General features: G+C 56.9%; 22 protein-coding genes and 2 pseudogenes. 12 read left to right on the forward strand and 12 right to left on the reverse strand.

From position 1 onward, the window contains the following. Positions 1 to 95: 95 nt before the first annotated feature. From DXB44_RS12500 to DXB44_RS12510, 3 genes and pseudogenes are all read right to left on the reverse strand, one after another. Positions 96 to 836: an N-acetyltransferase gene (locus DXB44_RS12500; RefSeq protein ID WP_118658935.1), complete on the reverse strand. Its 741-nt coding sequence runs from the start codon at positions 834 to 836 to the stop codon at positions 96 to 98. A 20-nt stretch (positions 837 to 856) separates the two neighbouring features. After that, a pseudogene (locus DXB44_RS12505) lies at positions 857 to 1,084 on the reverse strand (RNHCP domain-containing protein); the annotation flags it as partial. 26 nt (positions 1,085 to 1,110) lie between these two features. Continuing rightward, positions 1,111 to 1,287 (reverse strand): annotated as a pseudogene (locus tag DXB44_RS12510) (TetR/AcrR family transcriptional regulator); the annotation flags it as partial. 482 nt (positions 1,288 to 1,769) lie between these two features. On the opposite strand from DXB44_RS12510, the gene DXB44_RS12515 reads away from it, so the two are divergent. The 4 genes from DXB44_RS12515 (at position 1,770) to DXB44_RS12530 (ending at position 5,627) form a co-directional block, all read left to right on the forward strand. After that, positions 1,770 to 3,086, forward strand: a complete 1,317-nt coding sequence (locus tag DXB44_RS12515) for a penicillin-binding Tp47 domain C-containing protein (protein WP_118658936.1) — start codon at positions 1,770 to 1,772, stop codon at positions 3,084 to 3,086. Between the two features lie 80 nt (positions 3,087 to 3,166). Further along, the gene (locus DXB44_RS12520; protein ID WP_118658937.1) at positions 3,167 to 4,270 is read left to right on the forward strand and encodes an FMN-binding protein; all 1,104 of its coding nucleotides are present in this window, start codon (positions 3,167 to 3,169) and stop codon (positions 4,268 to 4,270) included. Continuing rightward, positions 4,267 to 4,731 (forward strand): FMN-binding protein, encoded by a 465-nt coding sequence (locus tag DXB44_RS12525; RefSeq protein ID WP_118658938.1) that lies wholly within the window; start codon positions 4,267 to 4,269, stop codon positions 4,729 to 4,731. Before DXB44_RS12520 ends, DXB44_RS12525 begins: the two co-directional genes overlap by 4 nt. Then, the gene (locus tag DXB44_RS12530) at positions 4,731 to 5,627 is read left to right on the forward strand and encodes a 4Fe-4S binding protein (protein ID WP_243111154.1); all 897 of its coding nucleotides are present in this window, start codon (positions 4,731 to 4,733) and stop codon (positions 5,625 to 5,627) included. The genes DXB44_RS12525 and DXB44_RS12530 overlap by 1 nt, the downstream gene beginning before the upstream one ends. A gap of 160 nt (positions 5,628 to 5,787) precedes the next feature. Here DXB44_RS12530 and DXB44_RS12535 read toward each other — a convergent pair whose 3' ends face one another. The 6 genes from DXB44_RS12535 to DXB44_RS12555 all read right to left on the reverse strand — a co-directional run bounded on the left by DXB44_RS12535 (position 5,788) and on the right by DXB44_RS12555 (position 10,417). Beyond that, the gene (locus DXB44_RS12535) at positions 5,788 to 7,878 is read right to left on the reverse strand and encodes a heavy metal translocating P-type ATPase (protein WP_243111156.1); all 2,091 of its coding nucleotides are present in this window, start codon (positions 7,876 to 7,878) and stop codon (positions 5,788 to 5,790) included. A gap of 62 nt (positions 7,879 to 7,940) precedes the next feature. After that, positions 7,941 to 8,231 carry a DUF6110 family protein gene (locus DXB44_RS12540; protein WP_118658941.1) on the reverse strand — a complete coding sequence of 97 codons (291 nt, stop codon included), beginning with the start codon at positions 8,229 to 8,231 and terminating at the stop codon, positions 7,941 to 7,943. 230 nt (positions 8,232 to 8,461) lie between these two features. Continuing rightward, positions 8,462 to 8,626, reverse strand: coding sequence for a hypothetical protein (locus DXB44_RS14565; protein WP_158581896.1), 165 nt, complete (start codon positions 8,624 to 8,626; stop codon positions 8,462 to 8,464). Then, entirely contained in the window at positions 8,626 to 8,754 is a 129-nt protein-coding gene (locus DXB44_RS15010) for a hypothetical protein (protein ID WP_279220779.1), read from the reverse strand. Before DXB44_RS15010 ends, DXB44_RS14565 begins: the two co-directional genes overlap by 1 nt. A 22-nt stretch (positions 8,755 to 8,776) precedes the next feature. After that, positions 8,777 to 9,388, reverse strand: a complete 612-nt coding sequence (locus tag DXB44_RS12550; RefSeq protein ID WP_118658942.1) for a class I SAM-dependent methyltransferase — start codon at positions 9,386 to 9,388, stop codon at positions 8,777 to 8,779. A 246-nt stretch (positions 9,389 to 9,634) separates the two neighbouring features. Next, entirely contained in the window at positions 9,635 to 10,417 is a 783-nt protein-coding gene (locus DXB44_RS12555) for a ZIP family metal transporter (protein ID WP_117950280.1), read from the reverse strand. Between the two features lie 290 nt (positions 10,418 to 10,707). On the opposite strand from DXB44_RS12555, the gene DXB44_RS12560 reads away from it, so the two are divergent. Beyond that, the gene (locus DXB44_RS12560) at positions 10,708 to 11,544 is read left to right on the forward strand and encodes a hypothetical protein (RefSeq protein ID WP_118658943.1); all 837 of its coding nucleotides are present in this window, start codon (positions 10,708 to 10,710) and stop codon (positions 11,542 to 11,544) included. A 599-nt stretch (positions 11,545 to 12,143) separates the two neighbouring features. On the opposite strand, the gene DXB44_RS12565 is transcribed toward DXB44_RS12560, so the two are convergent. Next, positions 12,144 to 13,223, reverse strand: coding sequence for an SGNH/GDSL hydrolase family protein (locus DXB44_RS12565; RefSeq protein ID WP_118658944.1), 1,080 nt, complete (start codon positions 13,221 to 13,223; stop codon positions 12,144 to 12,146). Then, on the reverse strand, positions 13,220 to 14,149 hold the full coding sequence (locus DXB44_RS12570; RefSeq protein ID WP_118658945.1) for a 1,4-beta-xylanase: 930 nt from the start codon (positions 14,147 to 14,149) through the stop codon (positions 13,220 to 13,222). Before DXB44_RS12570 ends, DXB44_RS12565 begins: the two co-directional genes overlap by 4 nt. Positions 14,150 to 14,421: 272 nt before the next feature. On the opposite strand from DXB44_RS12570, the gene DXB44_RS12580 reads away from it, so the two are divergent. Further along, complete coding sequence (locus tag DXB44_RS12580) at positions 14,422 to 15,534, forward strand: SGNH/GDSL hydrolase family protein (RefSeq protein WP_118658947.1); 1,113 nt, start codon at positions 14,422 to 14,424, stop codon at positions 15,532 to 15,534. Between the two features lie 112 nt (positions 15,535 to 15,646). On the opposite strand, the gene DXB44_RS12585 is transcribed toward DXB44_RS12580, so the two are convergent. Then, on the reverse strand, positions 15,647 to 16,633 hold the full coding sequence (locus DXB44_RS12585) for a LacI family DNA-binding transcriptional regulator (protein WP_118658948.1): 987 nt from the start codon (positions 16,631 to 16,633) through the stop codon (positions 15,647 to 15,649). A 396-nt stretch (positions 16,634 to 17,029) separates the two neighbouring features. Between DXB44_RS12585 and DXB44_RS12590 the strand changes: the two genes are divergently transcribed. The 6 genes from DXB44_RS12590 to DXB44_RS12615 all read left to right on the forward strand — a co-directional run bounded on the left by DXB44_RS12590 (position 17,030) and on the right by DXB44_RS12615 (position 23,960). Beyond that, entirely contained in the window at positions 17,030 to 18,442 is a 1,413-nt protein-coding gene (locus tag DXB44_RS12590) for an ABC transporter substrate-binding protein (protein WP_118658949.1), read from the forward strand. Between the two features lie 71 nt (positions 18,443 to 18,513). Then, a complete protein-coding gene (locus DXB44_RS12595; RefSeq protein WP_005922707.1) occupies positions 18,514 to 19,461 on the forward strand; it encodes a sugar ABC transporter permease in 948 nt (315 codons plus the stop codon). 16 nt (positions 19,462 to 19,477) lie between these two features. After that, on the forward strand, positions 19,478 to 20,323 hold the full coding sequence (locus tag DXB44_RS12600) for a carbohydrate ABC transporter permease (protein ID WP_118658950.1): 846 nt from the start codon (positions 19,478 to 19,480) through the stop codon (positions 20,321 to 20,323). 117 nt (positions 20,324 to 20,440) lie between these two features. Continuing rightward, positions 20,441 to 21,460 carry a glycoside hydrolase family 130 protein gene (locus DXB44_RS12605; RefSeq protein WP_015537563.1) on the forward strand — a complete coding sequence of 340 codons (1,020 nt, stop codon included), beginning with the start codon at positions 20,441 to 20,443 and terminating at the stop codon, positions 21,458 to 21,460. 141 nt (positions 21,461 to 21,601) lie between these two features. Beyond that, the gene (locus tag DXB44_RS12610) at positions 21,602 to 22,783 is read left to right on the forward strand and encodes an AGE family epimerase/isomerase (RefSeq protein ID WP_118658951.1); all 1,182 of its coding nucleotides are present in this window, start codon (positions 21,602 to 21,604) and stop codon (positions 22,781 to 22,783) included. Next, the gene (locus tag DXB44_RS12615; protein WP_118658952.1) at positions 22,770 to 23,960 is read left to right on the forward strand and encodes a glycosidase; all 1,191 of its coding nucleotides are present in this window, start codon (positions 22,770 to 22,772) and stop codon (positions 23,958 to 23,960) included. Before DXB44_RS12610 ends, DXB44_RS12615 begins: the two co-directional genes overlap by 14 nt. The last annotated feature ends 34 nt before the right edge of the window (positions 23,961 to 23,994 follow it).

Consider the following 23,994-nt stretch of genomic DNA (forward strand, 5'->3'; position numbering starts at 1 on the left):
GCTATTGCAAAATAGCCCCAACGAATAAAAACGCAGCGCACCCCAATTCTATGGGCTGCACTGCGTCTGGCGTCTGGCTTGATTCAATTATTCTGCTATTCTGCCGCCAATTTCAAAAATTTCTCGTCCGACTGGATGCTCTGGGTCACAAACTTCCCATCCCGGAACAATGCGTATGTTGTAACGGGTGCAGGTACATTCTGAGCCGTCTCTTTCTCGGTGATGTGAACGGCTTTGAATGGGATCCCATGTTCCTTTGCAGCCTCCTGCACCTTTGGCACCCAATAATAGGTGTAGGGGCACTGGTCGGTATAGTAAAGGACAAAGCCGTTTTCCTCCACCTTGGGATGCTTGGCACAGTCTTTGAATTTTGGCGGCTGGGCACTCTCTGCAAGGGGCAGGCACATGAGGCTGATCCCGCAATCGGAGATGTCCGAAACCTTGAAGCCCTTATGGGTCAAAAACTTGGGGTCAGCGAGAAACTCTCGTTTGCGCCCCTCTGCACACAGAATGCAAACGCCGTTTTTGCCCTGTGCCTTGGCATCCCGAAGGCATTCTTCCAGCAGCTCGCTGGAATAGCCGTGCCCTTTCAGGGAGCCGGAGACCCACAGACAGTTGATATAAAGCCAGCCTGCCGCATCAATGGGCACCCATGCGTTTTCTGCCGGGATGTACTCGATAAAGCACTTGCCGCGCTCTGCGCTGCGGTAGAAAACAAGCCCCTCCGCAAATCGCTGCTTAAGCCATTCCTTCTTGGCAAGGCTCTGTTTGCCGGACATGGCACAACAGATGTGTTCCTTGTCGATGTTTTCTTTGGTAACTCTGATATAGTCCATCTTGCAGTTCCTCCTGCGGCTTACCGCATCCGTCCATCGCCGCCCATCAGGGCAGTCATTTCTTCAATATAGTCCAGCGGGAACGGCGGAGAGCACAGGGGCTTCATGGCAATGCTCATGAGCTTCATGGGGTTGTCGTCTGCCGCCACCCGGTTGGAGCTGAGCTTTCCGCAGCGTTTGCAGCGGTGGATGATGGCCCACTCGCCGCCTTTGCGTACCCAGACGGCCACCGGCTCCATGATGCCGCCGAAGTTGTCTCCAAAATCGCACCAAAAATGGCCTGTTTGCTGGGGAAATGGTTATAAAGTGACGGTGCCTTGATGCCGACCGCCTTTGCAATTTCGCCCACGCTGACCGCATCATACCCTTTGGTCGAAAACAGTTCCAGCGACTTTTCCAGAATGCGCTGCTTGGTATCTTCCATTTTCCTTTGCCTTTCGCTAACTAACATTTGTTAGTTTTACTATAATCAAAAAAGTTTCCATTGTCAAGAGGTTTCAAATACAATGGAAATAAAATCGTGCCCGCAGCCTAGCGGCATCCATGATTGATTCAACGCTCTCCACCGGCTGGCATCCCCAGTTATGTTCCGGGGCTCAAGATTCCCCCAGAATGCGTCTTGCATCATATAGTACCTCCTTGCGGCTATTTACAACTAACCCTATAAAAAGCATCCTACGCTCCGGCAAAAAGGTCAAGGGCTTTGCAGCAGAGCGGGTGCGGGCGGCTTCTTCTGCCGAAAAATTAGCTTCCATAAACATCCCTGCTTTTTCTTGACATTCCTTTGTATGCGTGTTATCTTAATTTCCGTCAATTAGCTTACCCTAACCATCTGAGGGGCTTTGCCCCGCAGGTTTTTCTTTGCGCGCAATGTTAGGAGTAGCTAACTATATGGCAACGATTTTCTGCCACTGCGATAAAAGGAGCATTTTCATGAGAACAAAGAAATTTCTTTCCCTGCTGCTCTCAGCGGCTATGGCGTTCAGCCTGCTGACCGCTACCGCCTTTGCAGCAGCCCCCGCCGAGGAGGAAAACAGCTTTTTCGATTTTCTGCTGGGCAAGAAGTACACCTATCTTTATGCTGCCCTGACCTGGGACGAGTATTGGGCAAACGAGAAGGTCTATGCCGCCGGCAGCACCGCCACTTCTGCGCAGCTGGACAGCCACGAGGAGCAGGATCTGGGCGCATTTGATGCAGTTTCCCGCGCCACCGTCAACCACGGTCTGCACCGTGGCAGCTTCCAGAGCACTGCTGTGATCTACGCCAAGGACGGCAGCACCTACACCGTTTCCCACTGGTCGGACGATGGCAAGACCATCTATCTGGCCGATGGCACCACCGTAGGCTGGAACCGCGGCACCATCACTAAGGCCGACGGTTCTACCGTGCAGATGGATCACTACGAGGTACTGGGCACCAAGTATGTGCCGGTGCGCGTGGCTACCAGTGACCTTGCAGATTTCTGCTCCAAGTACACCGTGGTGGAAAACGGCGGTCAGCTGGTGGGCGGCTACTCTGAAAAGAACCTGACCGCCTACACCCTGACGGCTGCGGTGGACAAGAACACCAACGGCCTGAAATATGCAACCAAGAGCGGCGATGGCTACACCTTCTCTGCTGCACACACCGGCACCGGTTCCGGCGTGGCAGAAGCCGCCCAGAAGGCTGCCGATGGTCTTACCGTGAACCTGCGCAGCGGCAGCGACGTGGGCAGCTTTGGCGAGTTCATCCGTGTGGACCTGAACGGCAACTACGGCGAGCTGGGCTCCCGGATGCAGTCTGTGGTGTGGACCTACTACGGCAACGACAGCACCTACACCCACGCCAAGGCCTCCTACGGCACCAAGTTTGCAGCCGACAACTGGATGCACAAGTCCATGGGCATCCAGCTGGGTCTGAGCGATTCCGCCCGCTGCCAGCTGCCGGAGGGCACTGACGGCACCGGCTACTGGACCATCACCATCCGCGCACTGGGCTACGCCGACACGGTGGTCAAGTTCCAGACCACTGCCGAGAACCTTGCCAAGCATGAGCTGGCAAGCGATGCCGACCGCGCCGCCCTGCAGGCTGTGGTCGCCGAAGCACAGAGCAAGGCAAAGGCCGCTTACACCGCCGACAGCTATGCCAATCTGGAGACCGAGCTGGCCGAGAGCGTGGAGCTTTTGAGCCGCGAGACCCTGTATAAGGCCGCTGCACTGGAGCAGGTGACCCACCTGACCGATGCCGTGCAGAACCTGAAAGCTGCCTGATCCGGCAAAAAACAGAACATCAAAAAGGCAAGGTCGCTTTATGCAGGCGGCCTTGCTTTTCCGTGTCAGGAGGAGTTGGAATGAACAAAAAACGATGCAACACACTGCTGCCACTGGTGCAGCTGCTCCCGGCGGTGGCAGCAGCGGCAGCTGTGCTTTTTGCGCTGCCGCGCACCGCGCCGGTGCTGGCTGCCGTACCGGAAAGGCTGACAGCCGTGGTGGAGCAGCCGGTGGAAGCCGCTTCCGTTGAAGCGGAGGAAGAAGCCCTGCCCAAGCTGCCCTATGCCGACGGCGTTTACGTTGGCTCTTCCCGGGGCTACGGCGGTGCCGTCCGGGTGCAGGTGACCATGGAAAACGGCAGCATCGCGGAGGTCGAGATTCTGGATGCTTCCCACGAGACCAAGCAGTTTCTGCGGCGCGCAAAGCGGCTTTTGACCACCGTAATGGATGCCCAGAGCTGGGAGGTGGACGCCGTTTCCGAGGCGACCTACACCAGTCGGGGCATTCTGGGCGCGGTACAGAACGCCCTGACCGGCGAGGTGGTGAATAATCCCCTGCCGCCGCAGCCAAAGCCTTCCGCACCGCTGGTGGTGGAGGAATTTACTGCACCATCCACCTACCGTGACGGCATCTACACTGCCGAAGCCATAGGCTTTGAGGGCAAAATTACGGTACAGGTCACGGTGGCAGAGGATAAGATCACCGATATCACGGTTTTGAGTGCTGAGGATGAAGAAGAATATCTCTCCCGGGCAAAGCGGGTCATCCCCGCCATTCTGGAGGGACAAAGTCCCAACGTGGATGCCGTTTCCGGTGCCACCTACTCCTCCACCGGCATCCTGAACGCGGTCAAGCTGGCGCTGGCAAAGGCAGCGGTTGCCCCGGCAGAGGAAACCACCCCGGAGCAGACAGCATCGGAAGAAGTGGTGGAAGAAGCCGCGCCATCCGAAGCAGCAGAACCCGAGGAAACGCCGGTCACTGCGCCCACCGTGGAGGTGGTGCAGCCGAAGGAAAAGCGCACCGTTCCTGCATGGCTCAAGGAAGTATGGCAGCAGCTTTTCCCGGCAGAAACACCGGACGATTCTGAACCGGAACCGGCATCTTCTGCGGAGGTGCTGCTGGCATCCGAGGCGGTGCTGCCGCCGGAAGAAACCGAACCTGAAACGGAAGGAGCAGCGGAATGAAATACAAGAATTTTCTCCTCCGGGCGGTGAACCTGCTGCTGATTCTGGGGATTCTGTGGCAATACCAGCAGGTGGCGTTAGTCCGGGCTGCGGCGGTGAGCCAGCGCAAGCAGGAGATTGCCGAGGTAGAAGCCTACAACACTTCCGTTTTGCAGGCGCAGAGCGCAGCGCAGGCAGAGCAGACCCAAAGCGGCTACCAGGACGGCACCTACGAGGGCAGCGCCTTTGGCTTTGGCGATGTCATCCGGGTGTCGGTGACCATCCAGAACGGAAAAATGACCGATATTGCGGTGCTGGACGCTTCCGGTGAAGATAAGCCCTACTATAAACAGGCACTGCCTTTGCTGGACGAGATGCTGGATGTGCAGTCTGCCGAGGTGGACACTGTTTCCGGCGCTACCCTCACGGCAGAAGGACTTATCGGTGCAGTAGAGGACGCACTGGGAAAGGCGGCAACATAATGGAAAAAACACAGACAAAGCCTTTAACGGCGGCGCAGCAGCGTCAGCGGGACAAAAAGCACCGCACATGGCTGCGCGCCGGGGTGCAGCTTTTCTTCTTTGTGACCATGCCGGGCGCATTCGTAGCTGGTTTTTCCGGGGTAAAGCAGATCTTTCTGCACATCGGCGCGGGCGAGGTGCTCTCGGCAGATAGCTTCACGCTTTCCCTGCTGGGGCTGTGCGGCTTCACCCTTTTGTTCGACCGGTTTTTCTGCGGGTACACTTGCGCCTTTGGCAGCTTGGGCGATGCCGTCTGGGCGCTTTCTGGCCTTATCCAGAAAAAGCTGCTCCGCCGCAAAAAGCAGCTCCGGCTGCCGGAGCGGGCGGTGCTTTGGGGGCAGAAGGTCAAATATCTGCTGCTGGCAGGGCTGGTGGCTCTGTATGTGACCCGGCAAGAAAAGCTGCTGACCGGCGCAAGCCCGTGGGAGGTGTTTTCCCGCCTGACGGCTCTGCGTCTGCCGCCGGAGGGCTTCGGCGTAGGCATCGCGCTGCTTGTGCTTATTTTGCTGGGCATGGCAGTGCAGCCCCGGTTCTTTTGTCAGTTCCTCTGCCCCATGGGTGCGGTGTTCGCCCTGCTGCCGGTGCTGCCCTTTGCACGGCTGCACCGGCAGAGCGATGGCTGCATCCCGGGCTGCAACGCCTGCAAGCAGCAGTGCCCGGTGTGCCTAAAGCTGGAGGAAAGCAGCCTGCGCAGCGGGGAGTGCATTTCGTGTGAAGCCTGCGTGGGCACCTGCCCCAAGCAGAACATCCACCGGTGGGATTTGGCTCTGTGCAAGCGCCCGTGGCTGCCGGTGCTGGGTAAGGCGCTGCTCTTTTTCCTGCTGGGCTGCTGGCTGGGCTTCTGCCGGTTTATCTGAAACAAAAAAGGGAGGCTGCTGCACAGTATTTGTGCAGCAGCCTCCCTTTTGGCTAAGACGATTTTGAATGCCCTCCGCTATGCTCTGGGCATTTTCATCGGAAAAACTATTTATAATTTCGGAACGCCGGAGCGTCTGCGGACGCTCCGGCGTTCCATTTTCACGGTAAAGGCTTCTGCTCCAACAGGTCTGTCATGCTGCGCAGACTAATGCCAAGGGTAGAAAGGTTATGCAGCATCGCGCTGGTAGCTGGGGGCAGAATGCCCAGTGCGCCCAGAAGGATGAGCGCGGAGTTGAAGCTGAGGACAAAGCGGTAATTGCTGCCCACCCGCTTTTGCAGGGCGTTGGCAATGGCTTTTAAGGTCACCAGCTCTTCCAGACTGTCGGCACGGATGGTCACATCTGCGATCTCCCGGGCGATGGCGGCACCGGAATGGATGGCGATGCCGATATCTGCCGCCGACAAAGCGGGCGAATCGTTGATGCCGTCGCCGATCATCACCACCGTATGTCCTTCGGCCTTGGCGTCACGGACAAAGGCGGCTTTATCCTCCGGCAGCACCTCCGCAAAGCAGCGATCCACCCCCACCTGCGCTGCAATGGCGCGGGCGGTGCGGTCACTGTCGCCAGTCATCATGACGGTCTGGGCAATGCCCAGCTTCCGGAGCTTATGCAGCACCTGTGCCGCCTCCGGGCGCAGGGGGTCTGCGATGCAGATGACCCCCGCCAGCACCCCGGATGCAGCCAGATACAGGTGGGAATACTGCGGGTCCAGCGCATCGAATTTTGCCTGTTCCCCTGCCGGGATGGTGCAGCCCTCGTCCTCAAAAATGAAGTGGGCACTGCCGATGACCACCCGCGTGCCGCCCACCCGGCTGGCAATGCCGTGCGCCACGATATACTCCACCTCGGAGTGCATCTCTTCGTGGGAGATGCCCCGCTCTCTGGCAGCACGGACAACGGCGTTTGCCATGGAATGAGGGAAATGCTCTTCCAGACAGGCGGCAAGCTGCAATACCTCCTGCTCCTCACAGCCGGAGAAAGGCACCACCTGCACCACCTGCGGGGTGGCGCGGGTGAGGGTGCCGGTCTTATCGAACACGATGGTGTCCGCCTTTGCCAGTGCTTCCAGATACTTGCCGCCCTTTACGGTGATGTGGTATTCCCCGCACTCCCGCATGGCAGAAAGCACCGCCAGCGGCATGGAAAGCTTCAGCGCACAGGAAAAGTCCACCATCAAAATGGAGATGGCGCGGGTGACGTTGCGGGTAAAGGCGTAGGTAGCCACCGTACCGGCAAGACACCACGGCACCAGACGGTCGGCCAGCTGCAAAGCCCGGTTCTCGGTACCGGACTTGAGCTTTTCCGATTCCTCGATCATCGCCACGATCTTATCGTAGCGGTTGGCGCCGCCCTCTGCCTTGGCCACAAGGACGCACTCGCCCTCTTCCACCACCGTGCCTGCGTAGACGGTGGCACCGGTGGTCTTGCGCACCGGCATGGACTCACCGGTCAGGGCGGCTTGGTTCACCATGGCCTCGCCCTCCAGCACCATACCGTCCAACGGGATCATGTTGCCGGAGCGCACCACTACTTCGTCCCCGGCGTGAACGTGGGTCAACGGCACCAGCACCTCGCCCTGCGGGGTGCGCACCCAGACCTTATCCACGTTCAGTGCCATGCTGCGGGCAAGGTCATCCAAGCTCTTTTTCCTTGTCCACTCTTCCAGCAAGCTGCTCACCGTCAGCAGGAACATCACCGACCCTGCGGTGCTGTAATCCCCCCGCAGAAGGGAGGCGGTGATGCTGAGCGCATCCAGCACCTCTACTTCCAGCTTGCGGTGCAGCAGGCAGCGGATCCCCTTCCAGATAAAGGCGATGGAGCGCCACACCGTATAGGCCGCCGCGATGGGCGCAGGCAGGAACACCTTGCGGAACGCCCGGCCCGCCACAAGGCTGACCATCTTTTCCTGATATTCCTGATTGATCTTCCGGCTGTCGTGGGAGGTGACCAGCACCTCTAATTCTTCGTTGTCAAAGCGGTAGGCCGCCAGCAGGGCGGCGGCGTCCTTCCGGCTGCCCCGGTAGGTCAGCACCACATCTCCGGTGCGCTCGTAGACGGTGGCTTTCTGGATGTTGTCCTGCCCGTTCAGGTAGGCTTCCAGCACGTCTGCCCGGTGCAGAGTCATGCGCACAGCGCAGACGTGCACCCGCATCCGTCCCTTGCCTTCATGTAAGATCGTACATTTCATTGCTTTTCTTACCCCTCTGCGTAAAAAAGAGCCGCCCAAAGCGGCGGCTCTGCTGCGCTATATCACTGTGCGGTCTGCTCTGCGGGCTGCTCTTCTTCAGCCGTATCCTCGATGACCTCCTGTGCAGCCTCGGCGGCGCGGCTCTCATTAATGGCCTTTGCATCGGCAAGGATGTCACCGGCCTCCTCCTGCACCCTATTCACGGTCTGCATAGTGCAGTCCTTCATCCGCAGCACCGCAGCGGTGGTCTGGGTGTAGACCTTTTTGGCATCCTTGCTGGACAGCACCTTGAAGCCGGCAGAGCCGAACACCACACCGCCCAAAAACAGTGCAAGCTTTTTTGTATCAAACATATTTACCCCTCGTTTCTGTATTTCCTATCTGAGCACCCATCCCCTTGAGCGGGGCGGGTTCTTTATCTTTATATTTTAGCACGCTTTTGGGGGTTTTCAATATTTTCTGACGATGTTAGGACGTATTAACATTGTTAGCAGTAGTTTGATACGGAGGATCTTTTTGGTCATGCTCCCTTGCAGAGAGCAACAGGCCGCAGCCTATATTTGTTTTGGGTATCCTCTTGTTTTCAAACCGCCATCGCGGGTTCCGGCTGGCTGCTCTGCAGCAGCGCTGCCAGCTTTTTCATCACATCCAGCGGAAGCCCGCCCTGAATCTTGGGTGCTTCTTGATAACAGGCAGCCTGTGCTTTTTCCACATCTGCCGCAAAATTCGGAGAATAAGCCGTTTCCATCAACCGGGCGCTGTTGTAAGCATCCCACGAAGCGTAGGTGAAATATCGGTAGTTCCCGGCATACCATCATAAAAATCGTTGCCGCCTGTCAGCCGATAGGCACCGCGGATTGCTTCTTTTCGTTCCACGCTCCGTCCTCCTTACACTATTTCACCGCTTTTGCGCCGTAACGCACAGCCAGCCCTTTTTATTTTTGTAGCTTTGGATCTGACAAAATCCTGCTTTTTCCAGATACTCTTTCAGTGCAGTAGCCGTATAGATGGCCATGCCATTGATGATCTGCGTCCATCTGTCGTCTTTTGTCGTTTCGCCGTTTGCTTCATTGCAGATGAAAAAGACCCCGCCGGGCTTCAGCACTCGATAAACCTCTCTGAAATTCTGCGCAAGTTCCGGCCAGAAGTAGACCGTTTCAAAGGCGGTCACCACATCAAACTGCTCCGCTTTAAACGGCAGTTCTGCCACACTTGCCTGCTGCACGGTACACCGTCCTGCCGCAATGGCTCTTGCATTGACCTTTCGCGCTTTTTCTACACTGACTGCCGAATAGTCGATGCCCTGCACCTTGCCGTTGGGGCACAGTTTCAACAGTGTTTTAATGTTCGCTCCACCGCCGCAGCCGCAGTCCAGCACCATGGCATCCGGGGCAGGCTGTAAAAAACGCAGCCCCCATTCTGCCATTGCGCTGTGTCCAAAGTTCATCATAGCAACCATGATCTTCCCGCCAAGGCCTACGGGCTTTCGAGTGTTTTCAAAAAAGGACATAACGCCACCCTCTTTCTGTTTACCGTTCACAATGCAATGCTTTTTACCAGATGCGCCCACTGCTCCGGGTGACAGGCCAGCAATTCCTCGTGCTGCAAGTTAGGCAAAGCTAACTTTCAGTCTTATAAAAAGCCGCTTCTCAGCGGTCCTTCTGCCAAAATAATACGCCCTGCTGTTGCCTCTGTCAAGAAGTTTAGGCATTTTCGGAGATTCCGAAAAAGATTTCGCCTTCGAGGGCTCCAACCGTCACCCCAGTGCCACATCCAGCACCATCATCACGCTGAAGCCCACCGCAAAAAACACCGTGCCAACGTTGGAGTGCTGTCCCTGCGACATTTCCGGGATCAGTTCCTCCACCACCACATACAGCATGGCTCCGGCGGCAAAGCTGAGCAGATAGGGCAACGCGGGCACCACGATGCCTGCCGCCAGAATCGTCAACACTGCCCCGATGGGCTCTACGATGCCGGACAGCACACCGCCCCAGAATGCCCGGCCTTTTTTCATTCCTTCCGCCCGCAGTGGCATGGAGATGATGGCACCCTCCGGGAAGTTCTGGATGGCAATGCCAAGGGAAAGTGCCAGCGCCCCGGCGGCGGTGATCTGAGCAGTTCCGGCAAGGTATCCGGCATAGACCACGCCCACTGCCATACCCTCCGGGATGTTGTGCAGCGTCACCGCCAGAACCATCATGGTGGTGCGCTGGAGCTGGCTTTTTGGCCCTTCGGCCTGCAAACTGTTCTGGTGCAGATGCGGGATGAGATGGTCCAGCAGCAGCAAAAACAGGATACCCAGCCAGAAACCCACCGCCGCCGGGAAAAATGCCAGCCTGCCCAGATCTGCGGCCTGCTCCATGGCCGGGATCAGCAAGCTCCATACCGATGCCGCCACCATCACTCCGGCGGCAAAGCCCGTGAGGGCGCGCTGGATGCCGTCACGCAAAGCGTTTTTCAAAAAGAACACACAGCCTGCCCCAAGGCTTGTGCCCAGAAAGGGGATCAATATCCCCCAGAATGCGTCTTGTATCATGTAGTACCTCCTTATGGTTATTCATGACTAACTATATAAAAAGTATACTGCGCTCCGGCAAAAAGGTCAAGGGCTTTGCGGTATAGAGGATGCAGATCGTTTCCTGCACCGAAAAATTTACCTCTGCAAACTTGCCGGTTTCTACTTGACAACGCCCGGTGGGAGTGCTATTTTTACTTCGCGAATTTGTTTTGCCTAACCATCTGAGGGGCTTTGCCCCTGCATTTTTTTGCATCAATTGTTAGGTAAAGCTAACTGTTTTTTCAAAACTGAGATAGAGGTGTGTTACCATGAGATTGAAAAAAGTATTTGCAGGTGCACTTGCGGCCGCTATGCTGGTATGCGCTGTGGCAGTCCCGGCCTTCGCTGCGGAAGAGGTGGAACAGGAAAACTGCCTGACCTCCAGCTATGTCCAGATGAACATCCCCTACGCCGACTTCTACAAGGCTGCCGGTGTGGACAACGCATCTGAGATCGACGCTGTGACCAGCGCCACCAAGAACAAGACCCGTGCGGGCAAGCTTGCCGCCGGTTCCTACCACGTCAACGCAGATGGCACTGACATCACCGGCGTTTCCTTCCCGGTCAAGGTGCTGACCCCGTGGGCGCTGAAGAACGCAAAGCAGGTCACCGATGCCGACAGCTACGACATTACCGTTACCCTGAAGGGCAAGGAATCCACCACCACCTACACCGGCGCAGATGCCTTGTTTGAGAACGAGAGCTACGCTTACTACAAGCTCAGTGAGCCCCCTGCCTACTACATCACCGCATGGTATAACCTGCTGAGCGGCAAGTGGGAGTTTGGCAAGGTCCACGCCACCGAGACCACCGTAGAGGGCACCACTGTGGAGCTGAATACCAACGGTCACCACACCACCTACGAGATGAAGCTCTCCGGTTTTGATCTGGACTACAAGGCCAACAAGGTCTACGGCGTAGTTCTGACCACCGCCGATGGCAGTGAGTACGGCCTGCATCATGTGACCAACATCTGGCATGGTACCAAGCTGGGCTTCAATGCCGATGATCCTTACTTTGCATCCATCATCGGCAAGACGATTACTCAGATCACCTTCTACGCCGCCGACGGCGTGTATGTCCTGCCGGTCAGCGTGGCGCTGTAAGTTTGCAAAAGGCTGCCTGATTCAGCCAACATATAGCACAAAACGGCAAGGTTTCTTGATTGCGAGAGACCTTGCCGTTTTATAGCAACTTGCGTCTTTATGCAATTCACGGTTGTTGCCAACAAATCAAATCGTGAATTGCGATGGCAGGGTGCGTCCTATTCAGGGGCGCACCCTGTTTTTGTTTTTATGGAAACTCCTGCTGTTCCATCATCTTTTGCAGGATGTCTGCCATATCATCCTTGTGGACGCAGGCTCTTTCATCGTACTTCATGTTTGTGTCCTTTCCGCCTTACGGCACTCTCACAGTGGTCTGTCGTGCTTTCTTATGATAAGGTCTAGGACGTTTTTCGATGGAAGCAAGGAATTCATTCTGTTTTCCAAAGAATATAAAAAAAACCGAACCTTTCTCCTATCGGAAAAAAGTTCGGTTTTTGCAGCGAAAAGCACCCTCTGCACGGTTTGAAACCGTGCAAAATCCGTGCAGAAACCGTGCACTTACTCTCCGACAAACAAAATTACCCTCTCCCCCACCGACTTGATGGCATTGGTTTGCGTGGTCACACACCAAAAATCAAGTCCAGGAGGGGCATTCTACCTCACGCCGTGATCAGAGCCATGAGGTAGAACTCCGTGGGAGCTTCATCTTCTGTGGGCAGAATGGTGATCTCCACGGTATGGGTCTTCTGCTCGCCATGGTGGAGGATGGGCTGAAGATACAGGCAGTCGCCCCAATCCTCATCGAAGTTGCCGTCCAGCACAGCGGCGTGGGCGGTGTCACCGTCCAGCACCAGCTGTGCCCGCAGCGCCGGACGGCGGATGGTCTTGCGGTACTGCACTGCAATGCAGGAGGCATCCACTTCAAAGGTGATCTTATCCCCGGGCTTCTGGCCGATCCAGCCGTTTTTCCAGTGGTCCAGATGCCCCAGCTTTTCCTCCGGGTCTGCCCGGAAACCCTCCAGCTTGGGGGAGAGCTCCCGGATGGTCAGCCGCCGGGCGTTCTCGTAGGCGTTGGCGGTGAGCGGTGCCGGGAAGGCAGGCTCCTGCTCTGGTTCTTCCCGGTGGGCGTTGACTGCCTCCAACAGCTTGATGATCTCCCCTGCCACCAGACCGTGGCCGTAATCGTTGGGGTGCAGCCCATCAGGGCTGAGCAGGGTGCGGCTGGCATACTTACCGGCACGCAGATCCTTGTAAACGCTGTCCCGGATGCTGACGTGGGGCACACCGTAGTGGTCGCCCACGGCGTTGTGCTCGTCCTGTGACGTCTCGCCGGTATCATAGTAAATGTTGTTCAGCAGCACCACCGCCGGGTGAGAGGGCCATGTCAGCAGCTTGCGGACAACGCCCTCGTAAGTCTCCTGCCGGAAGGGGACTTCCAGATCGTTGACGCTGAAATCCACCGCCACAAAATCCGGCTGGTACATCAGCACATCGGTCACGGCACGGGCAACGCCATAGTGGGAGCTGGTGCCGCCGATGCCGCCGTTGACATAGTAGAACTTCGACTGCGGAAAGGTATCCACGAACCACTGGTACACCCGGAAAGCGTAGGCATTACCGGGCTGGGTGGAAAGGCTGCCCTGCGTGATGGAACCGCCCAAAAAGGCAATGGTCAACTCCTGCCCTGCTGCGGCACGGCGGAACAGTTCTTTCAAGCGAGCAAAATTGGACGTATTCATTCTAAAACTCCTCCCTGATATGCGCTATGGATAATTTTTGCCGCCGGACGGCCGGACACGGCGTAGGCACTGACTGCTCTGGTGTCGGCAGGCCAGTCCCACACGCCAAAGCCCATGACCCACGGACGCTTGGCGCAGGCGGAAAACATTGCCTCATACCAATCTGCCTGCTCCAGATCATTCCGTGTTCCCTTCAGCTCCCAGTTGTTGGGCACAGCAGAAGAACCGGTGATGTTCATGCAGCCTGCCTCGCTGAAGAGGACGGGCTTTTTGTATTTTTGGCTCACCGCCTCGATGCGATCCAGCTGGTTTTCCCAGTCCTTCAGGGGGTAGTAGCCGCTGGAGGCGATGCAGTCCACGGCATCCCACCAGTTCACATGGTCCTCGCCGTATTTATCGCAGTTATAGCTCACCGGGCCGTGGTACTGCTGCCGCACAGCGGCAATGAGGGCGCGCCACTCTGTTTCCCGGTGCTCGGTCATGGTCATTTCGCAACCGGTCAGGAACAGCCCACAGCCTTCGGCTTCGGCAAGAGCCGCGTAGTGGGTCTGGAAGGCGGTGTAGTTGGCAAACCATCCGCTCCACTGGGTCTCGCAGGGCACATCGTGGTCAAAAAAGCTGATGCGCGCCCGCCACACGCCGTTGGCACAGTTGACGGTGGGCTTCAGCGCCACCTGCAAGCCCAACTGCTTGGCAAAGCGGATGGCACCGCACAGCTCCTCGTCTGTGGGGGTGGCATCGGTGTTCCAGTTGATCTCCTCACTATAAGGGTCAGACTGTATTCCAGAGGGCGACAGGATGACCCAGTTGGCGGCGGTGGCTTCCACCATGGCTGCCATACTGCGTTGGGCAGTCTCGCTGCTCAACACGCCCCGTCGGGGAAAGGGTGCAAAATTCACCCCGTAAAAGTTATGTTCCAGCTCCATGACATCTTCCTCGTTTTCTCAAAAATCAACGTCAGATTGCACAACAAGTATAAGACAGTTTTGGAAGTTCCGTCAATATGCCGCTTCATTTTCAGCGTATGGTACAAGGAGAGGGTCAAAGCACTGGTCAACCTGACCCGAAAAAAGCCCCTGCACCGGGAAGTGCAAAGGCTAAACTAAATTTTAGGTTTTTATTAGCTTACAGATTTAGCTTGCGATTTTGGGTAGAATCTGCTATGCTTCAGGCAAAAAACCAAGGGGAGGAACAGAAAATGGAGCAACTTACAACTGCGACGCTGGCCCAACTGCCGCAGGTGCGGGCGCTGGGACGGCACGCCGGGCGTGACCCGCTGACCCTGTTCTGGACAGCCAGCGGCATGGAGCTGGAATTTACCGGCAGCGAACTATGGGTGGATCTTTTCGCCGACTATGAGATGGTAGAGCCGTGGGTCAGCGTAGAGCTGAACGGCGCATGGGTGGCACGGTTTGCCGTGAACCCCGGCAAAAGCCGGGTGTGCCTGTTCCGGGGCATGACACCGGGCAAGGCAAAGCACCTCCGGCTGCTAAAGGATGTGCAGGCCATGCATGATGACCCGGCGCATCTGTTGCAGATCACCGGGCTGGAATATGCAGGCGGCGAATTTCTGCCCCTGCCGGAGCCGCAGTATCGACTGGAGTTTGTGGGCGACAGCATCACCAGCGGCGAGGGCGCCATCGGAGCCAAGCCGGAGGAGGACTGGGTGGGAGCCTTTTTCTCTGCGGAGAACCACTACGGCCGCCTGACCGCCGATGCACTGGGAGCCGAATACCGCTGCATCTCGCAAAGTGGCTGGGGCCTCGTGACCGGCTGGGACAACGACGTGCGCCATGTGATGCCGCCCTACTATACGCAGGTGTGCGGTGTAGCTATGGGGCAGCGCAATGCCGCCCTTGGCGCACAGCAGGAAAACAATTTTGCTGCATGGAAACCGGATGCTGTTATCGTCAACCTGGGCACCAACGACACGGGCGCATTTGATAACCCGCCGTGGCAAGACCCTGCCACCGGCAAGCCCCACCAGCTGCGGCGGCTCTCCAATGGGGACTTCCACCCTGCGGACGCCCAAAAAGTGGCAAATGGTGTACAGCATTTTCTGACGCTGCTCCGGGCGAAGAACCCCGGGGCAAAGCTGGTGTGGTGCATCGGGATGCTGGGCAGCGAGCTGCTGCCGGTATTGCGGCAGGGCATGGAGCAGTACAAGGCCATTACCGGAGACAGCTCTGTCTATCTGCTGGAGCTGCCCAATACCACGCCGGAAACCGTGGGTGCCCGGCAGCACCCCGGCGCAGAGAACCACCGGCAGGCGGCAAACGTCCTGACCGCCTTTCTGAGAACGATCCTGTAAAAATGAAAACGGGATGCCGGAGCGTCCGCAGACGCTCCGGCATCCCCAATATAAACTCTATTTTCCGCTAAAGGGGCTGATGCACAAACCTTCGTGCATCAGCCCTTTTTTATCAGGTAGATTCTCTTCTTACAAAGCCGCCGGGCACGATGACGGTGGGAGCAATGGCAGGCTTATGCGCCATTTTGCGGCGCAGCTGCGCCACCACCGTTTTTGCCATGCCGTCCAAGTCCACCCGGTAGCTGGTGAGCTGGGGGCTGCAAATAGTGGAATAGCGGTAGTCGTCGTAGCCGGTCACTGCCACATCCTGCGGCACCCGGTAGCCGTTGCGCTTGAGGGTCTCCACCAGATTATAGGCCACCGCATCGCAGTTGCAGACAAAGGCGTCCGGCATTTCGTGGGGCAGAGAGAACGGCATGAACTTGCCCTGATCATCCCGGTCCTCCAGCCGCCAGTCGTCCCGGATGGGCAGACCGGCACGGAGCATCGCCTTGACATAGCCCAGATACCGGTCCATGATGGAACTGGTGGACAGCACGCTGCCAACAAAACCGATGTTCCGCCGCCCGGTGGAGATAAGGTGCTCGGTCATCGTGTAGCTGCCGCTGGTGTTGTCGCTGAGCACGCAGTCGGCGGCAATAGCATCGTCGTAGAAGTCCAGCAGCATAAAGGGCACGCCGGTCTGCACCGCCGTAGCAAGGTAGCGGCGGCTGATCTCGCCCATAAAAATCAGGCCGTCCACTTTCCGGTTTACAAGGAAGGTGGGCATATTGCAGCTTTTTTCTGCCTGCGGCAGAACGATCTCCATCAGAACCGAGATGTCCTGCTCGGTGGCAGCTTTCAACACGGCACGGTACAGATTGGAATAAAAGGCATTCTCGTTGAAAAAGCGGTCTGCCACCAGAATGCCGATGCTCTCACCGCCGGGGTGGGCGTTGGTCCGGGCGGGGGGCTGGTAGCCCATCTCCTCAGCGGTGGCAACGATCTTGGCACGCATCTCGGCGCTTACGCCCTCCTTCCCTGCCAAACCCTTGGAAACGGAAACGGTGCTGATGCCCAGCCGCTGTGCAATGTCCGCCATGCGTACTGCTTTTGCCATGTTCCTGACCAGCTTTCTTCTTGATTTGGTTATGAGGTAAATAAAATTCCGATTAACTTTATAACTAGCATAACAGTTTTCGGTAGTTTCGTCAATAAAGACCTTTGAAAAACCTTCAAGCTAGCCATTATTTAGGCTAATTTTCTCTATTTTGTTAGCTAATAAAACATTTTAAGTTTAATTTTCGTGTTGTATCCCGGATTTGCAGGTCAGTTTTCACAAGAAAATCGCCGAATTGCCACCAAAACACCGAATCTTTTGGGTGATATTGACAGTGCGCTGTGAAAAGACTATACTCAAATCACGGGAAGCGAGAGTTATCAATTAGCTAAATCAAGCTAACGGAAGCTTTCGCAAATCAGAAAAAGGTTCCACATAAAGAAGGAGGACATTCCTATGCGTAAGATCAATCGCCGTAACTTCCTGAAGGTCACTGGTGTGTTGGCCGCAGCCTCTGCTCTTGCCGCCTGCGGCGGCAGCAGCACTTCTACCGCCGGCTCCACCGGCAGCACCGCCGGTTCCGCTGCCAGCGCAGACGGTGCAAAGGCTTACAACGAGCTGACCGTCGGCACCGACAACACCGACCTGAAGGCCGATCTGAAGTTCGTCAGCCACCGCACCGACCTCATCGAGGACGGCACCTTTGACGGCTACGTTGCCGCATTCCAGAAGCTGTATCCCAACATCACCATCAAGTACGAGGGCATCACCGACTATGCCACCGACATGACCACCCGTCTGACTTCCAACGACTGGGGTGATCTGTGCATGATCCCCACCAACATCCCCCTGACCGAGTTGGGCGACTACTTTGAGCCTCTGTGCGCACTGAGCGACATTGAGAACGATTACAACTTCGCTTCCAACCGCGCTTATAACGGCAGCGTGTACGGCATCCCCTCCACCGGCAATGCACAGGGCATCGTCTACAACAAGAAGGTCTTTGAGGCTGCCGGCATCACCACCCTGCCCAAGACCCCGGACGAGTTCCTGGATGACCTGCAGAAGATCAAGGACTACGATCCTTCCATTGATCCCCTGTACACCAACTACGCCGCCGGCTGGACCATGACCGCATGGGATGCTTACACCAGCGGCGGCGCAACCGGCGACCCGAACTGGATGAACATTACCATGCCCCAGACCAAGGATCCGTTCCAGAAGGGCATTCTGGGTGCGGACGATATGGGTCCCTACGCTGTGTACTACATCCTGTACGAAGCAGTGAAGCGCGGCCTGACCGAGGCCGACCCCACCACCACCGACTGGGAGGGCTCCAAGCCCCGCATCAATAACGGCCAGATCGGTGCCATGGTTCTGGGCAGCTGGGCCATCGTGCAGATGCAGGCCGCCGGTGACCACGCCGACGACATTGGCTATATGCCGTTCCCCATCACCGTCAAGGGTACCCAGTACGCCAGCGCAGGTGCAGACTACTGCTACGGTGTGAACAAGAACACCACCGATGACAAAAAGCTGGCTGCCATGCTCTACATCAAGTGGCTGACCGAAAGCTCCAACTTTGCTTATGATCAGGGCGGTGTGCCGGTGCTGAAGAGCCAGGAATACCCCGATACCCTGAAGGCATTTGACGGCATCGACCTAGTCGAGGATGCTCCCGCCCCCGCAGAGCTGGCAGACCTTGCCACCGAGGTGCAGCAGGAGGCTGAGCTGATGCTGAATGCCGACCAGACCCACGTCATGCGTGTGGTGGAGGCTGGCATCAACGGCGACGAGACTCTGGACGACATCGTAGCCGACTGGAACGCTGCATGGGACGCAGCTGTGGATGCCTGCGCACCGCAGTAAGCGATCTATCGTTATAAATCAGCAGGGCGGGCCCATGTCCGCCCTGCTTTTGGTGAAAGGAGGTCTTTTACATGGCATCTTCCGCAACCGTATCCGCGCCTAAAAAGCGCAAGAGCTTCAGCGAATACTTTCACAGTATGCGCGGGCAGCAGCTCATCGTCACGCTGGTGTTCCTGTTCGTTCCGCTGGTACTGCTGTTCATGTTCACCTATCTGCCCTTCTTCAAAATGGTGGAGTTCAGCTTCTTCAAAATGAAGTACATCGGCAGACGTACCTTTGTGGGTCTGCAGAACTACATCTCGGTCTTTACCCGCAAAGACTGCTTCCATGCTCTGAGCCTGAGCCTTTACTACATGGTAGGTTCGGTGGTGCAGATGGCGCTGGCGCTGCTGTTTGCCACCATCCTGAGCTTCAAGTGCAAGGGCAGCAAGTTCTTCCGTGGTGCACTGTACTTTCCTTGCCTCATCTGCGGCATCTCGGTGGGCTTCATCTTCAAGTTCTTCTTCACCCACGGCTTTGTGCTGGATACCCTGCTGAGCTGGGTGGGCTTCAACGTGGATAAGCTGCCCTTCTGGCTCCGGGATGAGTCCATCAACAACGTCGTGCTGGTGGCCTGCTCTATCTGGAAATACATCGGCCAGAACATCGTCATGTTCATCGGTGCTATCGCTTCCGTGGACCCCGTTCTGTACGAGGCTGCTGAGATCGACGGTGCCAACGCATGGCACCGCTTCAAAGACATCATCCTGCCCTCCATCAGCACCATCGTGGTGCTGAACCTCATCATCTCGGTGTCCGGCGCACTGTCCGCCTTCGAGATGCCCTATGTTGTCACCGGCGGCGGCTTCAACACCTCCACCTACTTCGTGGTCATGGACAAGATCGCCCATACCGACCAGAAGGTGGGTCTTGCATCCGCCATGGCTGTGGTTCTGCTGCTGCTCATCGTGATCGTCACCTACGCCCAGAAGGCTGTGGAAAAATGGCTGGAAAACCGCAGCAGCGGCGTAACCAAGTGAAAGTGAGGCAGAACGTATGAACGCAATCAAAATGAAGCGCATCCTCATCAATATCTGCAAGTATGTGCTGCTGATCTTTGCCGCTTTCGTGGCACTGGTGCCCATCGTGTCCTGTATCTTCACCGCCTTTAAGACGGAGGAAGAGTATGCCAGCACCAACGTCATCACCCTGCCCAAGAACTTTTTGAACTTCGATAACTTCATCATCGCATGGAACAAGGCCAACATGGGCAAGGCGTTCCTCAACAGCTTTATTATCCTGATCTGCGTGCTGGCAGGCAGCATTATGATCAGCGCCATGCTGGCTTATGTGCTGAACCGGTTCAAGTTCCCCGGCAATAAGCTGATCCGCAACCTGTTCACCATTGCCACCCTGATCCCCGGCATCGCCTCCCAGGTCACGGTGTACCAGATCATGACTGCTCTGCATCTGGTAAACTCCATGCCCGGCTACATCATCCTGATGATGGGCACAGACGTTATCACCATCTATATCTTTTTGCAGTTCTTCGAGAACCTTTCTCCCACGCTGGACGAAAGCGCCATTCTGGATGGCTGCACCTACTTTGGTGTGTTCTTCAAGATCCTGCTGCCCCTGCTGAAGCCCGCCATCGTCACCAGCGCCATCCTGAAGGGTGTGTCCACCTACAACGAATACTACATGGCAAACCTGTATCTGCAGGATAAGACCAAGTATCAGGTGGTTGCTACCTCGCTGTATGTGTTCTCCGGCCCCATGGGCAACCAGTACAACTACATCTGCGCCGGTGTCATCATCACCATCATCCCCGCCCTTATCGTGTTCCTGCTGTGTCAGGATCAGATCTACAGCGGCATGGCTGCCGGTGCTGTGAAGGGCTAAAATTGCGACATCCACATTTTTCCTTCATCATCTGCTGCTTCTCCCGGTTTCTGTGCAGGAGCCGGGAGAATACAGCAGAAGGAAAACAAACAATCTTCTATTACAGGAGTTTATCTTATGAGCAACGTAAAAATGTTCTGCGATGCACTGCCCAACATCCCCTGGCAGGAAAAGCCTGCCGATGTTACCGCCCCGGTGTGGCGGTACAATGAGAACCCCATCATCGACCGCAACCCTGTGGAAGGGGTGGCACGCATCTTCAACAGTGCCGTGGTGCCCTACGAGGGCAAGTTCATCGGCGTGTTCCGTGGCGAGCAGATCGACGGCATCCCCTACATCTATCTGGGACGCAGCGAGGACGGCATCCACTGGAACTTTGACAAGGACAAGATCCCCTTCGTCAACGAAAAGGGCGAGCCGTTTATGCCGGTGTACGCCTACGATCCCCGTCTTGTGAAGGTGGAGGACACCTACTATATCATCTGGTGTCAGGACTTCTACGGTGCGTCCATCGGCATCGCCAAGACCACCGACTTCAAGACCTTTGTCCGCATCGAGAACCCCTTTATCCCCTTCAACCGCAACGCCGTGCTGTTCCCCCGCAAGATCAACGGCCTGTACACCCTGCTGAGCCGCCCGTCTGACAGCGGCCACACCCCCTTTGGTGACATCTTCCTGAGCCAGAGCCCGGATATGGAGTTCTGGGGTCGTCACCGCCATGTAATGAGCAAGGGCTCCAACTGGTGGGAGAGCGTGAAGATCGGCGGCGGTGCTGCCCCCATTGAAACCAGCGAGGGCTGGCTGCTGTTCTACCACGGCGTTACCGGCACCTGCAATGGCTTCGTCTACTCCATCGGCGGTGCCATTCTGGATAAGGACGAACCCAGCAAGGTACTGTACCGCTGCGGCAACTTCCTGCTGACCCCGGAAAAGTGGTATGAGGAGCGTGGCTTCGTGCCCAACGTCTGCTTCCCCTGCGCCACCTTGCAGGATGCCGACACCGGCCGCATCGCTCTGTACTATGGCTGCGCCGACAGCTATGTCGGTCTGGCCTTCACCACCGTAGACGAGGTGGTGGATTACATCAAGACCCACGATAACGCAGGCCCCACCGACCACGAGGTGGGCATCCGCTAAGCGTCAAGCGTAACCCTCTCTGTCAATGCTTTCGCATCGCCATCTCTGCAAAAAGAGATTTTACGTCCCCTACCGGGCGCTGGCACGGCGCAAGCCGTGACCGAGAGGGTTTTACTTTGTACAGAAAGGAAGTTCTGTATTATGTCTTCCATCAAACAGGCAGCAGAAGAAATGCTGCTGCAAACCATCATTCCCTTCTGGAAAGGGCTGCGGGACGAGGAAAACGGCGGCTTTTACGGCTACATGGATTTTGACCTGAAGCTGGATAAAAAAGCCGAAAAGGGCTGCATCCTGAACAGCCGCATTCTGTGGTTCTTCTCCGAGGCGGCCATGCTGACCGGCCGGGCAGACCTTGCCGAGGATGCCCGCCACGCCTACCAGTTCTTCCTGAAAAACTGCTACGACGAGGCAAACGGCGGCGTGTACTGGAGCTGCGATTACACCGGCAAGCCGCAGGACACCACCAAGCACACCTACAATCAGGGCTTTGCCATCTATGCCCTTTCCGCTTACTACCGGCTGACCAAAGACCCCGTTGCGCTGACCTACGCAAAAAAGATCTTTCATCTCATCGAGCAGCACTGCACCGACAGCGAGGGCTATCTGGAGGCCTTTACCATCGACTGGAAGCCGGAGAGCAACGAAAAGCTCTCCGAAAACGGTGTCATGGCGGCAAAGACCATGAACACCCTGCTCCATGTGTTCGAGGGATACGCCGGGCTTTATCAGGCAAGCCGTGACCCGGAGGTGGAAAAAGCCCTGCGCCGTATCCTTGATATCTACGAGCACAAGATTTACAGCCCGGAACTGCACCGGCAGCTGGTGTTCTTTGACCAGCACTACAACTCCATCATCGATTTGTACAGCTACGGCCACGATATCGAGTCCAGCTGGCTCATCGACTGGGGCTGCGATTTACTGGGCGATGCAGCGCTTTCCAAGCACATCCACGCCATCAACTCCGACCTTGCCGCCCACATCTACAAGGAAGCTTACATTGACCACTCGGTGGTCAACGAGTGCGACCGGGGCAAGGTGAACACCACCCGTGTGTGGTGGGTGCAGGCCGAAAGCGTACTGGGCTTCGTGAACGAATACAACAAGAGCGGCGATGCAAAATACCGCGATGCCGCCGCCGATATTTACCACTACATCTGCAACGTGATGGTAGACAAACGCCCCGGCAGTGAATGGTTCTGGGAGGTGGACGCAGACGGAAAACCGTCCAGCCGCAAACCCATCCTTGAGCCGTGGAAGTGCCCCTACCACAACGGCAGAATGTGCATGGAACTGATAAGGAGGAACCCCGATGTCACAGTCTAAACTCCACCCCGAATACCTGCGCCAGAAGGCTTTGCAGGATGCCTACCTGGCCCGCAAAAACAAAAAGACCGATTTCTACAACGGCATCTATGACCGGTGGGAAAACCCGGTGCTGACCCGTGAGAGCATTCCCCTTTCGTGGCGGTTCGATCTCAACCCGGAGACGAACCCCAACTTTATGGAGCGTCTGGGCGTGAACGCCGTGTTCAACTCCGGTGCCATCAAGCTGAACGGCAAGTATTACCTTGTGGCACGCATCGAGGGCAACGACCGCAAGAGCTTCTTTGGCGTGGCAGAAAGTGACAGCCCGGTGGAGGGCTTCCACTTCTGGGAAAAGCCCATCCTGCTGCCGGACACCTGCCCGGAGGAGACCAACGTCTACGATATGCGCCTGACCCAGCACGAGGACGGCTGGATCTACGGCGTGTTCTGCTCCGAGAGCAAGGACAACAGCGTGAATGACCTGTCCGCTGCCGTGGCTGCCGCAGGCATCGTCCGCACCAAAGACCTCAAGACTTGGGAGCGTCTGCCGAACCTTGTCACCAAGCGCAGCCCCCAGCAGCGCAATGTGGATCTGCTGCCGGAGTTCGTCAACGGCAAGTACGCCTTCTACACCCGCCCCATGGATGATTTCATCGACACCGGTTCCGGCGGCGGCGTAGGCTTTGGTCTGTGCGAGGACATCACCCACGCCGTCATTGACGAGGAGATCATCACCAGCCCCCGCCGCTACCACACCATCACCGAGGCAAAGAACGGCGAGGGTGCCACCCCCATCAAGACCGAAAAGGGCTGGCTGCACATTGCCCACGGCGTGCGGAATACCGCCGCCGGGCTGCGGTACGTCATCTATGTGTTCGTCACCGCACTGGACGACCCCAGCAAGGTGATCGCGGAGCCCTCCGGCTTCCTGATCGCTCCCCGGGATTGGGAGCGTGTGGGCGACGTTTCCAACGTGGTGTTCACCAACGGTGCCATTGCAGACGATGACGGAAGCGTGTATATTTATTATGCAGCCAGCGATACCCGTCTCCATGTAGCTTCTACCACCATTGACAAGCTGCTGGACTTCGCCTTCAACACCCCCGCCGACCCGCTGCGCAGTGTGGACTGCGTAAAGCAGCGGTGCGCCCTCATCGACAAAAATCTGGAGTACCTCAAGAGCATCGGCGAGTAAACCGCCCCTCTGAGCCCTCCGCCCGAAAGGAAAC

This window comes from Faecalibacterium sp. OM04-11BH, from assembly GCF_003482185.1.
Taxonomy (GTDB): Bacteria; Bacillota; Clostridia; order Oscillospirales; family Ruminococcaceae; genus Faecalibacterium; species Faecalibacterium tardum.